This window comes from Sphingomonas sp. Leaf357 (assembly GCF_001423845.1).
GTDB lineage: Bacteria > Pseudomonadota > Alphaproteobacteria > Sphingomonadales > Sphingomonadaceae > Sphingomonas.
The window spans coordinates 1562514-1578418 of record NZ_LMPM01000001.1 but is presented as its reverse complement, the minus strand read 5'-3'; the positions used below and the strand labels follow the sequence as shown (position 1 = coordinate 1578418).

The window sequence follows — 15905 nt, the reverse complement described above, 5'->3', positions numbered from 1 at the left end:
CTTACACGAAGCGCGGCGATCACGCCCGCCGGATCTTCCGCGCCAGATCGCCCAGCCCGTATTTCCGTACCGCCGCCTTGGCCAACGCCGTACAATCGTCGAACGTGCCGAGCGCGACGATCGTCGCGTGATTGGCGATCGAGCGCCGCAGCAGCAGCAGATCGACGCACGCCACCCCGCCGGTCGCAAGCTGGCGCTTGTGCTGCCCCTCGCCCTCGGTGAAATCGAACCGCGTCAGGCCACCCTCGTCCTGCAGATCCCTCATCGCCGCCAGATGCAGCACGCTGCCAGGTGACAGATCGCCGAACGCCGGATCGTGCCCGACGAATTGATAGATCACCGTGCCGTCGTGGATCGGGCAATAGAGATAGGCGGCCGGCTCGCCGCCGATATACAGCAGCCACGCGCGCACATCGTCCGCCGCCGCCATCGCGTACATACGCTGCACGAAGCCGGCATCCTCGGGCAGGCCGGAACCGAGCAGCTTTTCCTGATAGGTGCGCGCCGAAATCCCGCGTGCCACCTCATGGAACCCGGCCATCTCACCCGGGGTGCGGAACGCCCGCACATCGAGCGTGCCGCCCGACAGTCCGGCGATCTTCTTGGTCTTGCGTTTCAAGCCATTGCGCGCATTGCCCGACAGCGTTTCGAGATAGCGGTCGTAACCGATCGAAAGGTCGGCATAATAGCGCACGTAATTCTGTCGCACGAAGGCGATCATGCCGGAGCCGACGAACCCCATCGCCTCCTGCCGCTCGGCCGGCAGCGACGTCACCTGATAGCCGTCGGCCGCATCGCCCAGCGGCGGCAGCATCGGCAGCCGCCCGCCCAGCACGTCCGCCAGATCGAGCGGCACGCGCACCAGATTGCGCTGGATCGATCCCAGCGTCCGCGCCCCGATCTGAAACCGCAAGGGTAGCGGAAGCGCGCTCAAGCGGCGCGTTCCTCGATCACGTTCGACCACAATTGCTCGGCCTGCCGCCAGCTCGATCGCAGCGGGCTTGGCCCAAGCGGCACGTCCGGGCTGTCGAGCCTCAGATCGGCATCGGCGAAATGCATCGTCGGCATGCTGCCCATCCGCTCGGCGAGCATCGTGCACAGCGCCTCGAAGCGGCGCACATGCACGCTGTTCGGGCGCGTCCCCGATCGGTTGGCGAGTTCGAAGCTGTGGCTGACGATCGTGACGGCGGCGTGATCCTGCTCCGCCGCGTGCTCCAGCGCGGCCTGCATCTCGCCGCTCGACAGCGCGCAGATCTGGAAGTTGCGCAGCGATCCCGGCCGATCCTCGATCACCGTCACCGGCACCTCGATCACGCCGTGGCGCGCGACCGGCGCGATCTGTCGCACCGGCAGATCGATCAGGCTCGGCCAGGGATGTTCCGCGCCGTTATGGCTGCTGTCGTATTTCAGCCCGAGCCGGTGCAGCGCGCGCAGCGTCGCGTCGTTCGCGGCGTAGGATCCGCTGCGATACGCCACCGGCGCTTCCGCCCCGGCCGCGACGAGCAGGTCGCGCGCGCCGGAGATCAGCGCCTCCTGATCTTCCTCGGTATATTCGACCATCTCGAACCGCGCATGCGAGCGCCCCTGATCGTCCGCCCTTGCGCCGGTCCAATTGGGGTGCAGGTGAAGCTGCACCTCCTGCCCCGCCTCGCGGATTGTGCCGATCAGGCGGCGGAACGGCTCGAGCCCGAACAACAAGGCCGGCATCGGATCGACGAAGAAGCACGCCTTCAGGCCGTATCGCGCCAATTGGCGAAGTTGATAGCCGATGCCTACCCCGGCGGGTTCGATCGATCGTTCGAACAATGTCGGCATTTCCAGCCCGGCGGCATGATGACGCCACGCGATCTCGGTGTCCACGGTAAGAAAAACTGGGGTCATCTCGCGGGTTTAGCCACGCGAGGGTGAAGATTTCCCCAATATGGGGGGATTGGATTTTACTTAGCCCCTCCCCTTCAGGGGAGGGGTTGGGGTGGGGCAGTCCATTCTCGAAGAGACCAGCGCTAGTATTTGCGGCGCGGCCCCACCCCAAACCCCTCCCCTGAAGGGGAGGGGCTTTTACCGAAACCTTACCTTAAGGCACGATCCCGAACTGCGCATAGGTCTGGTCGATCGTCGGCCGCATCAGTCGCGCCCCGGCCAGGTCGATCTCTCCCGCTTTGGCGTCGCCCTGCTTCTTGCGGATCACGCCGCGCATATACAGGCTCGCGGCAAGGCCCGGATCCTGATCCAGCGCCGCATTCAGGTCCGCCAGCGCATCCTCCATCTGGTTCATGCGGAAATAGACCATCGCCCGGCTGTCGAGCACCTTCTCCGACGAATCGGCCAGCGCGATCGCCTTGGTGCAATCCTTCAGCGCGGTATCGAGCATCACGTTCAGCGTCCCCTTCAGCCAGCAGCGCTGGTTGAGCAGATCGGGCGCGCCCGGCTTGGCGGCGACGGCCGCGTCGATCGTCGCGATCGCATCGTCCTTCCGCCCCGCCCGGCTGAGGACATCGGCCTTGCCCAGCATGAAATCGGCCTTGTCCTTGCCGCCATCCTCGATCCGCGTGTCGAGCAGCGCCAGCGCCTTGTCGTATTCCTTGCGATCGGCATACAGGCCGGCGAGCCGCTGGATCACCGTGTCGGATGCGGGATCGATCTTGCGCGCCTCCAGCATGTCGGCCAGCGCCTTGTCCTTTTCGCCGACGGCCCAGTACAGCCGCCCGCGCCACAAATAGCTGTCGGCGGTCGGATCGGTCGCGATCGCGCGGCCGATATCGTCGATCGCCGGCCGCCAGTCGTAGATCCGTTCGAGGAACCAGGCGCGGTTGGTGAACGGCTCGGCCTTGTCCGGCTGATCGGCGATTCCGGCCTTGTACACCGCCAGGATCGGATCGAACCGATGCGCGGCCTTGCCCGCCTGGATCACCTGCCACTCGGCGGGGTAGGCCTCGGGCGCGATCACGCGGAGCAGATGCTGCTTCGCCTGCGCCAGCTTCTGCCGCGCCGCCGGAATGTCGGCGGCGGCGATCTCGGCGCCGGTCGTCTGCACCATCACGTCGCTGGTCAGCCAGCCGTCGGCCAGCGTCGAGTTGCGATCGATCTGCGCACCGGCGAGGACTTCGGACAATTTGGGATTGCCCTCCAGCGTGAAACCCTTGCCGCCCTCCGGCAGGTGCACGCGGGTGCGCAGCGAATATGTCGCCTTGTCGCCGCTGCTTACCGGAATGTCGCGCCACGCCGTGCGACTGCGATCGGGTTCGAATTTCAGCCCGTCCAGCGCGGCATCGACGCTCGTGCGATAGCGTTCGTTCTCGCGGTTCCAGGACGGGTAGGTCACGCCGGACGCGGTGACGGTCGCGGTGCCGCTGGCCTCGTCGAATTTCAGCGTGCGCGCGACGATCGTCGCCCCCGACCCGACATAGCCCTCGCTCATCTTCGCCACCATCTGGGTCAGCTGGTCCTTGCTCGCCTGGCCCTGCGCCGATCGCAGGATCTGCGCCAGCGACCCGCGCATCGTCATCGCCAGCGTGAACGGCGCGGGCAGATTGACCCCGGCGGATTCGTCCCGCGTCAGGGTGGCCGCGACATCGGGCCGGGCGTTGACGCGCAAGGGGATCGGCATCAGCCCCGTCCCGCCGGCGCGCAGCGGCAGTACGTTGCCGAACGGCGGCGTATCGCGAATGTCGGCCAGTTGCGCACCGGCACCGGTGCCGTCCAGCCACAGGCTCTCGCCGGCCACGGTCGCCCGCACGAAGACATGATCGAACGCACCCGGCGTCGGCAGCCGCTGTGGCACCCAGTCGCCGAACTTGCTGTTCGCCAGCACCGGCTCGGCCTCGATTCCCAGCTCTCGTAGAATTGCCAGCAGTAACAAGGTCTTGGCCTTGCAATCACCGTATCGCACCGTCCAGGTCTGGGCCGGCGTTTGCGGCACGTAATTTCCGCCGTCCATCCCCTTGAAAAGATAGCGTATTTTGTCCTGTACCAGCTGCAAGGCGAGCGCCGTCCGCTTCATCGGATCGGGCGTTTGCGCGGCAACTTTGGCAACTTCCGCCGCCAGCGGACTGCCCGGCGCGATCAGCCCTTTGGTCTCGTATAGCGGCGCCATCACCTTGGAGATCGCCGCCCAATCGGCGAAGCTCGTCGCTTCCAGAAGCGGTGCATGGCGATAGCGCGGCGGGGCATCGGCGGGCATCTCCGGCTGCTTGGACAGCGGCACGGTGATCGTCAGGTCGTTATAGCCACCCGCCTTGGTCACGACCGGCGTCACCCCGCTGCCATCCGCCTTCCAGCGCACGTCCCGCCCCTCCGGCCACACCATCCGCACGCGGCCGAAATCGGCGCGCACCGGGTCGGTCGCCAGTTGCGCGAAGGCCTGCACATTGCCCTGCAATGCCGTATCCTTCTGCGTGGTCGAGAAGACGAGGTGCAGCACGTCCCCGACGCGTAACCCTTCCACCGCCATCGTCGCGGTCAGCATGCCGTTCAGCATGCGCTGCTCCAATTGTTCCTCGCGGCGCAGGACCGAGAAGCGTTCGCCGCTCTTCAGCAGGTCGATCCGCTCCGCACCGCGCACGATCTCCGCCTTGTGGATGATCAGATCGCCCTTGTCGGGTTGCCACGGCAACGTCACGGTCCCCAGCGAATCGAGCACCTGCGGCGATGAGGCGCGCGCCGCCGTTTCGGCATACACCGTCACCTCGCCATCCTTCAGCCGCTGCTGGCTGTCGAGGATCAGGAAGATCGGCGAATCGTCCTTGATCTTCGCCGTGTCGATCGGCGGCGCGGGCTTCACCCAATCCGGCACCGGCGCGTAGAGCGGCTTGTCCCCCGCATGCGCCACCCCGGCCGATGCGAGCAAGGCGAAGAAGATCGTACGCCGAAACATGAATTTTACCCCCCAGAGACGGGGTCAGTCTAGCGCGGCGCGAATGAGCGGCAACTTCTATTCCGTCACCCCGGACTTGTTCCGGGGTCCACCGGCCCACAGGCTATCAGGCCGTTGATAAAGCGGCACGGTGGACCCCGGAACAAGTCCGGGGTGACGATACATATTCACCGCCCGTGATAGAAATCGTACACCTGCTGCGCCACCGCCGCCGAAACGCCGGGCGCCTGTTGCAGATCGGCGAGGCTCGCGTTGCGCACCGCGCGGCCGGTGCCGAAATGCATCAGCAACGCCTTCTTGCGCGCCGGCCCGATCCCCGGAACCTCGTCCAGCGGCGACGCGCCGATCGCCTTGGAGCGCTTGTCGCGATGCGCGCCGATCACGAACCGGTGCACCTCGTCGCGCAGCCGCTGGAGATAGAACAGCACGGGCGCGTTCACCGGCAACTGGAACTCGCGGCCGTCGAGCATGTGGAACACTTCGCGACCGTCGCGCCCGTGCATCGGCCCCTTGGCGATGCCGACCAGACACACATCCTCGATCCCCATATCCTCCAGCACCGCCTTGGCCGCGTTCAACTGCCCGCGCCCGCCGTCGATCAGCACCAGATCGGGCCAGTCGCCCGCATCGCGATCCGGATCCTCGGCCTGCGCGCGCGCAAAACGGCGCTGGAACACCTCGCGCATCATGCCGAAATCGTCGCCCGGCTGCGTCTCCGGATTCTTGATGTTGAACTTGCGATACTGGCCCTTGCGAAAGCCCTCGGGCCCCGCGACGACCATCGCGCCGACCGCATTGGTGCCCTGGATATGGCTGTTGTCGTAGATTTCGATCCGGTCGGGCGGTTCGGCCAGATCGAACAATTCGGCCACCTCGCGCAGCAGTTTCGCCTGTGTCGTGCTTTCCGCCAGCCGTCGTTCCAGCGCCTCGACCGCGTTGCGTTGCGCCTGTTCGAGCAGCCGCCGCCGCGTGCCGCGCTGCGGCACCGAAAGGCTCACCTTGAATCCGACCGCACCGCCCAATGCCTCACCCAGCAAATCAGCCTCGGGCAGGTCGCGATCGAGCAGGATCGTGCGCGGCGGCGGCACTTCCTCGTAGAATTGCATCAGGAAGCTGGTCAGCACCTCGTCTTCCGCGACATCGTTGGTGTGCGCCGGGAAGAAGCTGCGATGCCCCCAATTCTGCCCGCCACGGATGAAGAAGGCCTGGATGCCCATCACGCCGTTGGCATTGGCCATCGCGAAGATGTCGGCGTCGCCCACGCCCTCGGCATTGATCGCCTGCGTGCCCTGGATGAAGGTAAGCGCGCGCAGCCGGTCGCGCAGGATTGCGGCGAGCTCGAAGTCCATCGCCTCCGCCGCCGCTTCCATCTGCTTGCCGAGCTTCGCCTGCACCTGCGTGGATTTGCCGCCGAGGAACGCCTTCGCGTCCTCGTTCAGATCGGCATAATCCTCCTTCGAGATCCGCCCGACGCACGGCGCGGAGCAGCGCTTGATCTGGTACAGCAGGCATGGCCGATCGCGCGTCTTGAAGAAGCCGTCGGTGCATGATCGCAGCAGGAACAGCTTCTGCAATGCGTTCAGCGTGTTGTTGACCGATCCGGCGCTGGCGAACGGCCCGTAATAATTGCCCTTCGCGCGCCGCGCGCCGCGATGCTTCTGGATGCGCGGAAATTCGTGATCGGAGCGCAGCAGGATGAAGGGAAAGCTCTTATCATCGCGCAACAGCACGTTGTACGGCGGGCGATAGCGCTTGATCAGTTGCGCCTCGAGCAGCAGCGCCTCGGCCTCGTTGTTGGTCGTGACGATCGTCATCGATCGCGTCTGCGCGACCATCCGCTGCAGGCGTTTCGAGAGCCGGTCGATCTGCGTGTAGTTGGTCACGCGGTTCTTCAGCGCGCGCGCCTTGCCGACGTATAGCACGTCCCCACGTGCATCCTGCATCCGATACACGCCCGGTCGCGTCGGGAGCGTCGCGAGCACGTTGCGGATCGCCGCGACGCCCGTCGCGATATCCGGTGCATCGCCCCCGCCGCGAACGGCAAAGGCGGACTTCTCTTCGTTGAAACGGTCGGGGGCGTTGGGAGAGGACATTGCGGGTGATTTAGGGACTCGCGGGCGAGCAAGCCACCCTTCGCTGCTCGCAATTCCAAAACCGAAGCCGTCACCCCGGACGTGATCCGGGGTCCAACGCGTCGCGTATCATCCGCTGGCGAGTTCGCGGCGCGTTGGATGCCGGACCCGGTCCGGCATGACGGAAAGCGGCGGTTGCCTTACTTGATCGTCGCCAGATCGGCCTGCACCTTGGCCAGCACCGCCGGCGTGATCTTGTCTGCGGCCATCGGAGCGACCTGGTTCAGGCTCATCGCCTTGAACTGGTCGTACATCGGGTGCGTCGTGGTACCGGGCAGATCTTTGTCGATCACCGCCTTGCCGGCCGGATCGGCGACGATCGCCTCGATCGGCGTGTCGAGCGTGAACTTGGCCGTCGCGGCAGCGGGCGCGGCGGGGGCAACAGGCGCCGGAGCCGCAGGCGCCGCGGTCTGGGCGGAAGCGGCGGCAGGCAGCATCAGGACGGCGGCAAGGACGATGAATTTCATGGATCAAGCTCTCCGGACAATGGCACGATTCGCCATCGGCCGTAGGTCTAGCGCGATTGGTTGCAATTCGAAATGCGTGAGATCAAGGCCGGAAGCGGCGCAACGAGCCGCTCCTTATCGCCCGCCACTTCGGATCGGTGCTGGAGTCCGGTCATCCGAATACGAATCGCCGACCTTGCACGGAGGATCCCGAAACAAGTCCGGGGTGACGAAGACTACCGACTGGGCCGACCCGACAGTCGGCAATCAGGGTATAACGATCAGTTCGGCCGACCGAGTCCGGCGATCGTGCGATCCACCACCACCTTGTCGGCATCGGCATCATGCCGCTCGGCGATGATCGTCGCCGCAGCGCGCGCAGCCGCATCGGCAGCCTTCGCCCGGACCTCGGAAATTGCGAGCCGTTCCGCTGCACCGATCTTGTCCTCGGCCATCTTGGCGCGCCGTGCCACCAGTTCCGCCGCATCCGCCTCGGCCTGGGCGAGCAGTTGCTTCGCCTCGGCCTCGGCATGCGCGACGATCGCCGCCGCATCGCCCGCGCTCGCCGCATTGCGCGTCTTCGCCTCGGCCAACTGCGCCTCGGCTTCGGCGCGCAGCTTGGCCGCCTCGTCCAGATCGTGACGGATCGTGGCGATCTTCGCGTCGAGCATCCGCCCGATCATCGAAGGCACCTTCTTCCACAATATGATGCCGATCACGACCAGCATCGACAGCGCGACATAGCCCGGCGCACTGATGCCGAACGCGACCGGTTCGTGATGAACCTCGACCACGCCAGTCTGCGCGACGGCCTCGATTGGGTGTCCCTCAGCCATGCGCCAGTTCCGCCTTCACCTTCTGCTCGACCGCCACGCGATCGACCTGCACGCCCGACAGCTTGGCGACGATATCCTGCACGGCATCGACCGTCGCCGCTTCGATGTCGGACGCGGCCGTCGCCTTGGCGGCATCGATCCGGGTCATCGCCGCCGCGACATTCGCCGCTGCCGTCGCATCGCCGGCCTTCACCGTCGCCTCGGCGCGGGCGGATGCCTGCGCCTTGGCCTCGGCGGCCGATTTGAACGCCACCGCCCGCGCCGCGTCGAGACCGGCCTGATAGCTGGTCTCGAGCCCGGTCGCGCTCTGGTGCGCAGCCTCCGCCGCGGCGAGATCGCCCGAGACGCGCGCGGTACGATCGTCGATCGTCCGTTCGATCTTGGGCACCATCGCCTTGCCGATCCCGAAATAGATCAGCGCGAACACGATCGCGAGCCAGAACAGCTGCGAGGCGTAGATCTCACCGATCTGGGAAAGCTGCGGCATTGGAGGATGCTCTCTCTTACTTAGGTCGTCAGGTTTACTTGACCCGAATTACTTGACGACGAACAGGATCAGGATCGCGACGACGAAGGCGATCAGGCCCAACAGTTCCGACGCTGCGAAACCGATGAACAGGCGGCCCTGCTGGCCGTCGGCAGCGCCCGGATTGCGCAGCGCGCCCTCAAGGAACGAACCGAACACATTGCCCACGCCGAGTGCGGCCATGCCGACGCCGATCGCTGCGAGGCCGGCACCGATGTACATCAAACCCGTATCAGTCATGTCAAAACTCCCTAATCAATTCAGTGTGGTTGGTAGAAAACTCTAAAACTCGATGTCTCTAGTGCAGATGCACCGCGTCATGCAGGTACAGCGACGTGAGAAGTGCAAAGACGTACGCCTGGATCGCGCAGACCAGAAGCTCCAGCGCGCTGACGCCGATGATCATCACGAAGCTGAGCGCGCTGACGAGCCAGCCGAGCGGGCCGCCCGCGTTCAGGCCCTGCACCACGAAGCTGCCGAACACTTCGAGCAGGATGTGCCCGGCGGTCATCGCGACGAACAGTCGCAGCGCGAGGCTGAACGGGCGCACCATGAACGACACGAACTCGACCGGGATGATGACCGGCATCAGCCACAGCGGCGCGCCGTGTGGCACGAACAGGGAGAAGAATTTGAAGCCATGCTTCACCAGCCCGACGATCAGCACGATGCCGAACGACACGAACGCCAGCACCGCGGTCAGCGTAATGTGGCTGGTGACGGCGAAGGTGTGCAGCCCCGGCACGATCGCCAGCGGCAGGATGCCGACGAAATTGGCGAACAGAATGAAGAAGAACAGCGAGAAGATGTACGGCGCGAACTTCTTGCCGCCCGAACCGATGCTGGTCGTCACCATATTGTCGATGAAGCTCACCGCGCCCTCGGCCATCACCTGCCAGCGGCCCGGGATCAGCGCGCGCTTCATGCCGCCGGCCATGAACACGGCCAGCAGCGCCAGCACGACGAACATGAACAGCGCCGAATTGGTGAACGACACGTCGTAGCCGAACAGTTCCAGATGGCGGCCCAGCAAGGGCTCGACCATGAACTGCTCCATCGGATCGATTTTGCCGGCGCTCACATTCCCACTCACTCTGGGCGCTCCTTCGACATCTTGATGATATTCATGAAAGCCCCGATTACGGCGAGCGTCAGCACGATCAGCAGGCCCCAGGGGCTCGTGCCGAACCACTGGTCGATCGCCCAGCCCAGCACGCCCCCGCCGAACAAGGCGCCCAGCAGCATCGCCAGTACGCGCGACCCCTGCGAATAGCCCTTGGCCGGCTTGCCCAGCCCGGTCCCGCCGGCACGCGCCTGCTCGGCCGCACGCGCGCTGGCGATGCGGCTGTTCAGGTCATCGGTCTGGCGATCGTCGGCCAACGCTTGAAAAGTCCTGATAAGAAAACGCCGCCACGCCAAAGGCGCAGCGACGAGAGACATGGGAGCGACACCCCCGTTGCGGCGCCCGTTTAGAAAAGGGGGGTCGCCAAGTCAACCGCTGTGGGATCGGCCTTTAGACCAATGGGATGACGGCAATCCCCCGTCCGCCGTCATCCCGGACTTGATCTGGGATCCAACGTTCCACAAGCGCAAGCGCTGGCGCGTCCATTCGGACCGTGCACCCACTTTGTCCGTCCGTACTGAGCTTGTCGAAGCACCTATCGAGCAACCCTTTTCGACAGGCTCAGGGCAAACGAGGAGGGGTTATCGCGCTATACGACAGCATTACCCAGCCGCACGTTGGATCCCGGATCAAGTCCGGAATGACGGCATAGGCGGTACAGACTTCACCGAATCACACGCAGCTCGGGCTGCGCTCCGGCGCCGCGTCCGTCCGCGTCTTCCACGATCCGTCCGGCGCCTTGTATTTCTCGCCCGGCTTCGTCTGCGCGATCAGGTTGCAACCGAACGTCACGCCGTAATCGTTGATCGTCACGCCCGCCGCCTGCGCCTTTTCGGCATAGGTCGCCTTGCGCTGGATGTTGATCTTGTCGACGATCGCCTGGACGCTCGCCCCGCCGCTCACCACGCCGAGATAGCCGTTGGGCTGTTCGCCCACCTGGCCCGCCGCGCGCGCCGCGGCATAGGCCGGATCGCGCTGCGCGAACGCCGCGCTGGACAGACCGGCGAGCAGCATTGCGCCCGTCATCATCACCTTGCCCCGAACACCAGATAGAATCATCATCAGAATATTCCCGGTTGCGCCTTGATGGCCGCTTTCGCCTCGCCATCGAGGCGGTATACGACTTCCTGCTTCACGTTGATATTGAGATTGATCTCGATCGGCTTGTCCGGCGCGCTGACGTTCACGCACCCCGAACTTGCCGCCATCAATCCCATCAGCACGAAATTTCTCCATTGCACGGATGCTGTCATGGCACGGTCTCGCTTTCTTGAGGCTGAACGGGTGGGGTGGCGGGCGGCGTGATGGACGGAGCCTGTGTCGGCCGGCCGCTCCGCTCGATCAACGCCGGCAGGTTGCGCTCGATCAGCAGGCGCGGATCGTAGAACGAGCGGACCGAATCGAACAGGCCCCGGAATGGCGCCTTGATCTTGACGTTGAACACGAACGGCAGGCGTTGCAGCCGCCGGATCAGGAAATTGCTCTTCGCGCCCTCGCCCTGGTTGAGCCCCGCGAAATGCGCCTCGGTGATCATCTCGCCGGCCAACGGCCCGTTCATCACCAGATCCAGATCGCGGTAGCGCAAGGATTTCAGCGCCTGAAACGCAAGATTGCCCCACACGCCGAGATTCTCCTTCGACACTTCGCCCAGATAGGCGATCGTCCCGCCGCCGGGGCGCGACTTCAGCGTGCCGTTCTCGATCCGCCCGCCGGTGAAATCGAAGATCATCGGCAACCGTCCGTCGAACACGCCGGTCGCGGAGAGATTCTCGAAATCGAACTGCTGCAGGAACTTGGCCGCCTCCATGCCGGTGACGGTCAGCGTCATGTGCCGCTCCTGCTTGTCGGAGAAGTCGAGCAGGGTCGGCTCCAGCACCAGACTGCCGCCGGCGAACGGCCAACGGGCATCCTCCACCCGGATCCGCGCTTCGGGCAGGGTCTGGTATCGCAGCACGCCGTCGCTTACGACGACGCCGGTGTTGATCGTCTTGATCGTCGCCACCTGCCCCGGCGCGCTCTGCAGCGCGAGCAGATCGGTGAAGCGGATCTCTGTCGTGATCCCCGTCACCGGCCCCAGCCCGGCAGCGAGGTTCATGTCGGTGGTGCGGAACACGCCGTCGCTCGTCACCCCGTCCGGCGACCAGCGGATGTGCCCCTCGCCCGTCACCGTGCCGACGACGTTCTGGATCACGCTCGCGGTCAGCGGCGTCAGGTCATCCGGCTGCAGCCCCTTGTCTGCGAACACCAGCCTCGGCACGGAGATGTCGGCGCTGCCGCTGCCGCTCGCCAGCGTGTGTCGCATCGCGATCTGGGCGACCGACACCTTACCGCCCGGATCATAGAGTAGCCCCGCAACACCGATCACGCCATTCGACAGGCCCAGCGCGACGTCGCGCGCGACCATCGGCTTGAACCGTGCCACCGCCGCCGAATCGCTTACCGTCATCGCACCGGTCAGGCCGAGCCGCCCGTCGAAGCCCCAGACGCCGCTCGCCGCCGACAGGACCAGCGGCACCGCGCCGATCTGCCCCCCGCCGCCCGCGAACGTACCAGATATCCCGCCACGCTCCCGTTTGCCTTCGATCCGGGCGAAATCGAGCCGCGTGACGCGATCCGGCGCACCGAGCCGTACGGCCGTATCGCTGAGCGCAAAGCTCAGATCCGCCAGCGCGAACCGCGCCGCCGACGCGGCCAGTGTAATCGGCGAGCTGCCCAGCGTACCGGCCAGTCGCGGCGCGGCGATTCTCGCACCGCCGCGCATGCGGGTGCCGTCGATCACCAGCATCGCGCCGTCGACCGGGCACAGCCGAAGACTGACAGGCCGCAGATCCAGCCCGGATACCGCCAGCCTTTGCCACCCGATCGCCGCGCAATCCGGGTTGATCGCGACCCGCCCGCGCCCATTCCAGATCCCGGCCAGCGGGACATCCAGCCCCTTGACGCTTCCGTCGCCCAAGGGACCGGACACCGTCACCCGAGTCGCGAACCGGCTGTTCCCGCGCGGTGTCGCGCTGAACCGCAAGGGTGTGAAAGTCAGGCTCGCCCCGCCCGCCCGGTACGGCCGATCGAGCGAAGCGACGCCCGTCACCGCCGCGCCGGGCGCGGCCTGTGCCAGAGCGGCCCTCAAACTCGGAAAACCACCCCCGCCCATCGCCAGCGCGCCCGCGACCCGCAACGTGCCGCCCTTCGGATCGTAAACCACATTCGCGTCGTTAAGCGCAGCGTTTAGGCCAGACCGCGAAGACACGGTCAACTGGCTCACCGCGACCGGCCCGCCACGTCGCCATCCGAAACGGATTTGTCCCTCGATCGACTTCCCCGCCGCGACGCTCGCCTGCGCCAAGGCTTGAGCAAGCGGCCCGACCGGCGTTCCCGCCCCCGTCGCGCCCAGCCTAGCGACCGCCGCCAGCCGTGCCGGGGCGATCGCCACGTTCGACGCATCGACATAGCCGCCCGGCGCGATCTCTATTTCCCGGCCGATCTTGTACTCGCCACCGAACCCCAGCCGCGCACCCGATCCCTCCGCGCTCACGAAGCGTCCGGTATCCAGCTTCACCCGTCCCGAGGTCTCGGCCTTGGTGCCCGCAAACCCGACCCAGCCTGCCACCGATTCGGCTCGCACCAGCGGATGCGACGCCGCTCCGGTCGCCAGCCGCACGTCGCCCTTCCAGCGGTCCAGCGCCGCACCCAGCGCCACATTCAGGTCCGCGCCAAGTGTCCGAACCTTCACATCCCCGCACGACACCGCGCCCGCCCGCACCGGCCCATGCAACGACGGGGCCGCCTTGCTTACCCCGATCGTCAGCGCCGCCGCCACGTCATCGGCCGCGCAACCACCGGCCTCCAGCCGCTGCGATACCGCCGCCAGATTGCCCTTGAACCCGTCGCTCAACCGCCCGCGCCCGCTCAGCTTCAGGCCCAGCAGCCCCTGCGGCGTCTCCAGCCGCATTCGCGCATCCGCCACATCCACATTCAGAGCAGGCAGCGCGAACGGTTTTCCGCTCGGCGCAGCCAGCAATTTGTCGAGCGCACCCAGCGACAAAACACCATCCACCAACTTGCCGCGAAGCCGCACCCGCCCGGCGCGCACCGCATCCACGCTCGCGCCGGAAAAGCCCAGCTCGGTGCGCAATTCCACCCAGTCCGCCACCAGATCGGGCCGTGCGGGATCCCCGATCACCACATTGGTCAGCCGCTGCCGGCCCAGCCCGAGTTCGGCGATGTCATAGGTGCCCGGCACGCCCCGCTCGGCCAGATAGCGATCGACATATCCGCTCGCGATCGGCTTGCGCTGCGTCCACAACGCGATCAGCCCGACCAACAGCACGATCGCGATCACGCTTACGATTCGCGCGCCCCGCCCCAGGCGCGGCAGGCGGCGACGTCGCCCTTCTTCCTCGTCGCTACTCGCCGTCACGCCTTCGCACTCTCCAAATCGCCGCCAGCATAGGGGCGGAGCCGCGTCATGCAATTGCGCGCCCGGCCCGGCCTGCGTAATCCTTCGCGCCGATGAGCGTTCCAGACCCCGAACCGGTGAACGACAATGCCGGCCACCGCGCCCGGCTGCGCCAACGCCTCGTCGAAACCGGTGGCGACGGTCTGCTCGATCACGAACTCGTCGAATATCTCCTCGCTCTCGCCATTCCCCGCCGCGATACGAAGCCCCTGGCCAAGCAATTGCTCCGCGAATTCGGTGGGATCGGCGGGCTGCTCACCGCCGATCCGGAGGCGCTTTCGCGCGTGTCGGGCATGGGCGACACCTCGATCGCCGCGCTCAAGATCGCCCATGCCGCCGCGATCCGGCTGGTCAGATCCGCGATCGCCGATCGCCCCGTGCTCGCCAACTGGCAGGCGCTGCTCGACTATCTCCGCGCCGATATGGCGCATCATCCGATCGAGCGCGTTCGCGTGCTGCACCTCAACACCCGCAACATGCTGATCCGCGACGAACTGATGAGCCAGGGCTCGATCGATCAGGCCGCCGTCTATGTCCGCGAGGTGATCCGTCGCGCGATCGATCTCGGCTCGGCCGCGATCATCCTGGTGCACAATCATCCCAGCGGAGACCCAGCCCCCAGCCGCGCCGACATCGATCTGACGCGCAACATCATGGAAGCCGGCAAGCGCCTGAACATCGCGGTCCACGACCATGTCATCATCGGAAGCGGCGGCCATGCGAGCCTGCGCGCGATGGGGCTGATCTAAATCCTAGCCACGACACCAACCGTCACCCCGGACTTGTTCCGGGGTCCACCGTTCCGCGCGCTTATCGCTGGCCCCAAATGTCCAAACAAAGCCGCTTGGCGGACCCCGGAACAAGTCCGGGATGACGAAATAAAAAGCCGCCGAACCCGAAGGTCCGGCGGCCATTCCGCATCTCACATCAGCGCCAAATCAGCCCTGAGCAAGAAACGCGTTCAACTCGGTCATCGAAACCGACTTGTTCTTGTCGGTATCCGCGCTGGCGAACGCCTGCCCGACCCACGTCTTGGTTTCCGGGCTGTTCGCCTTGGTCGCCGGATCGCTCGCGGTCTTCAGCGCGATCATCCAGGATTCGAACTCAGCCGTGTCGAGCTTCCCGTCCTTGTTCTTGTCATAGGTCGGGAATTCCTTGCCCACAACCGCCGCGACCTGTTCCGCCTTGTTGGTCGGGGCGGGCTGTGCCGCTACCTGACTTGGCGGCCCTGCTGCCGGATCGGTCGCGGGAGTCGCCTGCGCCACGTTGTCCGGTGCCGGTGCTGCTTCGACCGGAGCCGGTGCAGTGGCGGCCGGCGCAGTCTGCGCCGGGACTGGCTGAGTCGCCGGAGCGGACTGCGCCGGGGCCGGCTGGGTCTGCGCCAGAACAGGCGTAGAAATCATCACGGCACTGGCCAGAAGAATATGCTTCAACATGGTTTTTCTCCGAATATTAAACTGTTCGAAGCCCGGTGAATGCTTTCGCACTCGCGCCAACAGGCTTGCCTATACCA

Annotated in this window: 15 protein-coding genes; 1 reads left to right on the top strand and 14 read right to left on the bottom strand. The window is 65.9% G+C overall.

Annotated elements, in window-relative coordinates; all coding sequences use genetic code 11:
* Positions 1–19: 19 nt before the first annotated feature.
* From ASG11_RS07290 to ASG11_RS07230, 13 genes are all read right to left on the bottom strand, one after another.
* Complete coding sequence (locus ASG11_RS07290; protein ID WP_236697415.1) at positions 20–934, bottom strand: GNAT family N-acetyltransferase; 915 nt, start codon at positions 932–934, stop codon at positions 20–22.
* Positions 931–1881, bottom strand: a complete 951-nt coding sequence (locus ASG11_RS07285; protein ID WP_055780490.1) for a polysaccharide deacetylase family protein — start codon at positions 1879–1881, stop codon at positions 931–933. The genes ASG11_RS07290 and ASG11_RS07285 overlap by 4 nt, the downstream gene beginning before the upstream one ends.
* A 193-nt stretch (positions 1882–2074) precedes the next feature.
* Complete coding sequence (locus tag ASG11_RS07280) at positions 2075–4873, bottom strand: DUF3857 domain-containing protein (RefSeq protein WP_055777108.1); 2799 nt, start codon at positions 4871–4873, stop codon at positions 2075–2077.
* A 167-nt stretch (positions 4874–5040) separates the two neighbouring features.
* Positions 5041–6966: an excinuclease ABC subunit UvrC gene (uvrC, locus tag ASG11_RS07275; protein WP_055777105.1), complete on the bottom strand. Its 1926-nt coding sequence runs from the start codon at positions 6964–6966 to the stop codon at positions 5041–5043.
* 179 nt (positions 6967–7145) lie between these two features.
* Complete coding sequence (locus tag ASG11_RS07270; protein WP_055777102.1) at positions 7146–7472, bottom strand: hypothetical protein; 327 nt, start codon at positions 7470–7472, stop codon at positions 7146–7148.
* Positions 7473–7732: 260 nt separating this feature from the next.
* Complete coding sequence (locus tag ASG11_RS07265; RefSeq protein ID WP_055777101.1) at positions 7733–8287, bottom strand: F0F1 ATP synthase subunit B family protein; 555 nt, start codon at positions 8285–8287, stop codon at positions 7733–7735.
* Complete coding sequence (locus tag ASG11_RS07260) at positions 8280–8774, bottom strand: F0F1 ATP synthase subunit B family protein (protein WP_055777098.1); 495 nt, start codon at positions 8772–8774, stop codon at positions 8280–8282. The genes ASG11_RS07265 and ASG11_RS07260 overlap by 8 nt, the downstream gene beginning before the upstream one ends.
* Before the next feature lie 48 nt (positions 8775–8822).
* Positions 8823–9035, bottom strand: coding sequence for a F0F1 ATP synthase subunit C (locus tag ASG11_RS07255; RefSeq protein ID WP_055777096.1), 213 nt, complete (start codon positions 9033–9035; stop codon positions 8823–8825).
* Between the two features lie 76 nt (positions 9036–9111).
* A complete protein-coding gene (locus tag ASG11_RS07250) occupies positions 9112–9870 on the bottom strand; it encodes a F0F1 ATP synthase subunit A (protein ID WP_201781333.1) in 759 nt (252 codons plus the stop codon).
* A 32-nt stretch (positions 9871–9902) separates the two neighbouring features.
* Positions 9903–10193: an AtpZ/AtpI family protein gene (locus tag ASG11_RS07245; protein WP_055777090.1), complete on the bottom strand. Its 291-nt coding sequence runs from the start codon at positions 10191–10193 to the stop codon at positions 9903–9905.
* Between the two features lie 415 nt (positions 10194–10608).
* Entirely contained in the window at positions 10609–10995 is a 387-nt protein-coding gene (locus ASG11_RS07240) for a YdbL family protein (protein WP_055780487.1), read from the bottom strand.
* Between the two features lie 2 nt (positions 10996–10997).
* Positions 10998–11189 (bottom strand): YnbE family lipoprotein, encoded by a 192-nt coding sequence (locus ASG11_RS07235; protein WP_055777086.1) that lies wholly within the window; start codon positions 11187–11189, stop codon positions 10998–11000.
* Positions 11186–14353, bottom strand: a complete 3168-nt coding sequence (locus ASG11_RS07230) for a YdbH domain-containing protein (RefSeq protein ID WP_082472645.1) — start codon at positions 14351–14353, stop codon at positions 11186–11188. The genes ASG11_RS07235 and ASG11_RS07230 overlap by 4 nt, the downstream gene beginning before the upstream one ends.
* Positions 14354–14445: 92 nt before the next feature.
* Here ASG11_RS07230 and radC point away from each other — a divergent pair, with 92 nt between their 5' ends.
* Entirely contained in the window at positions 14446–15141 is a 696-nt protein-coding gene (gene radC, locus ASG11_RS07225) for a RadC family protein (protein WP_055777083.1), read from the top strand.
* Between the two features lie 189 nt (positions 15142–15330).
* Here the strand turns inward: radC and ASG11_RS07220 are convergent, their stop codons facing one another.
* Positions 15331–15828, bottom strand: coding sequence for an EF-hand domain-containing protein (locus ASG11_RS07220; protein WP_055777080.1), 498 nt, complete (start codon positions 15826–15828; stop codon positions 15331–15333).
* Between the last annotated feature and the right edge of the window lie 77 nt (positions 15829–15905).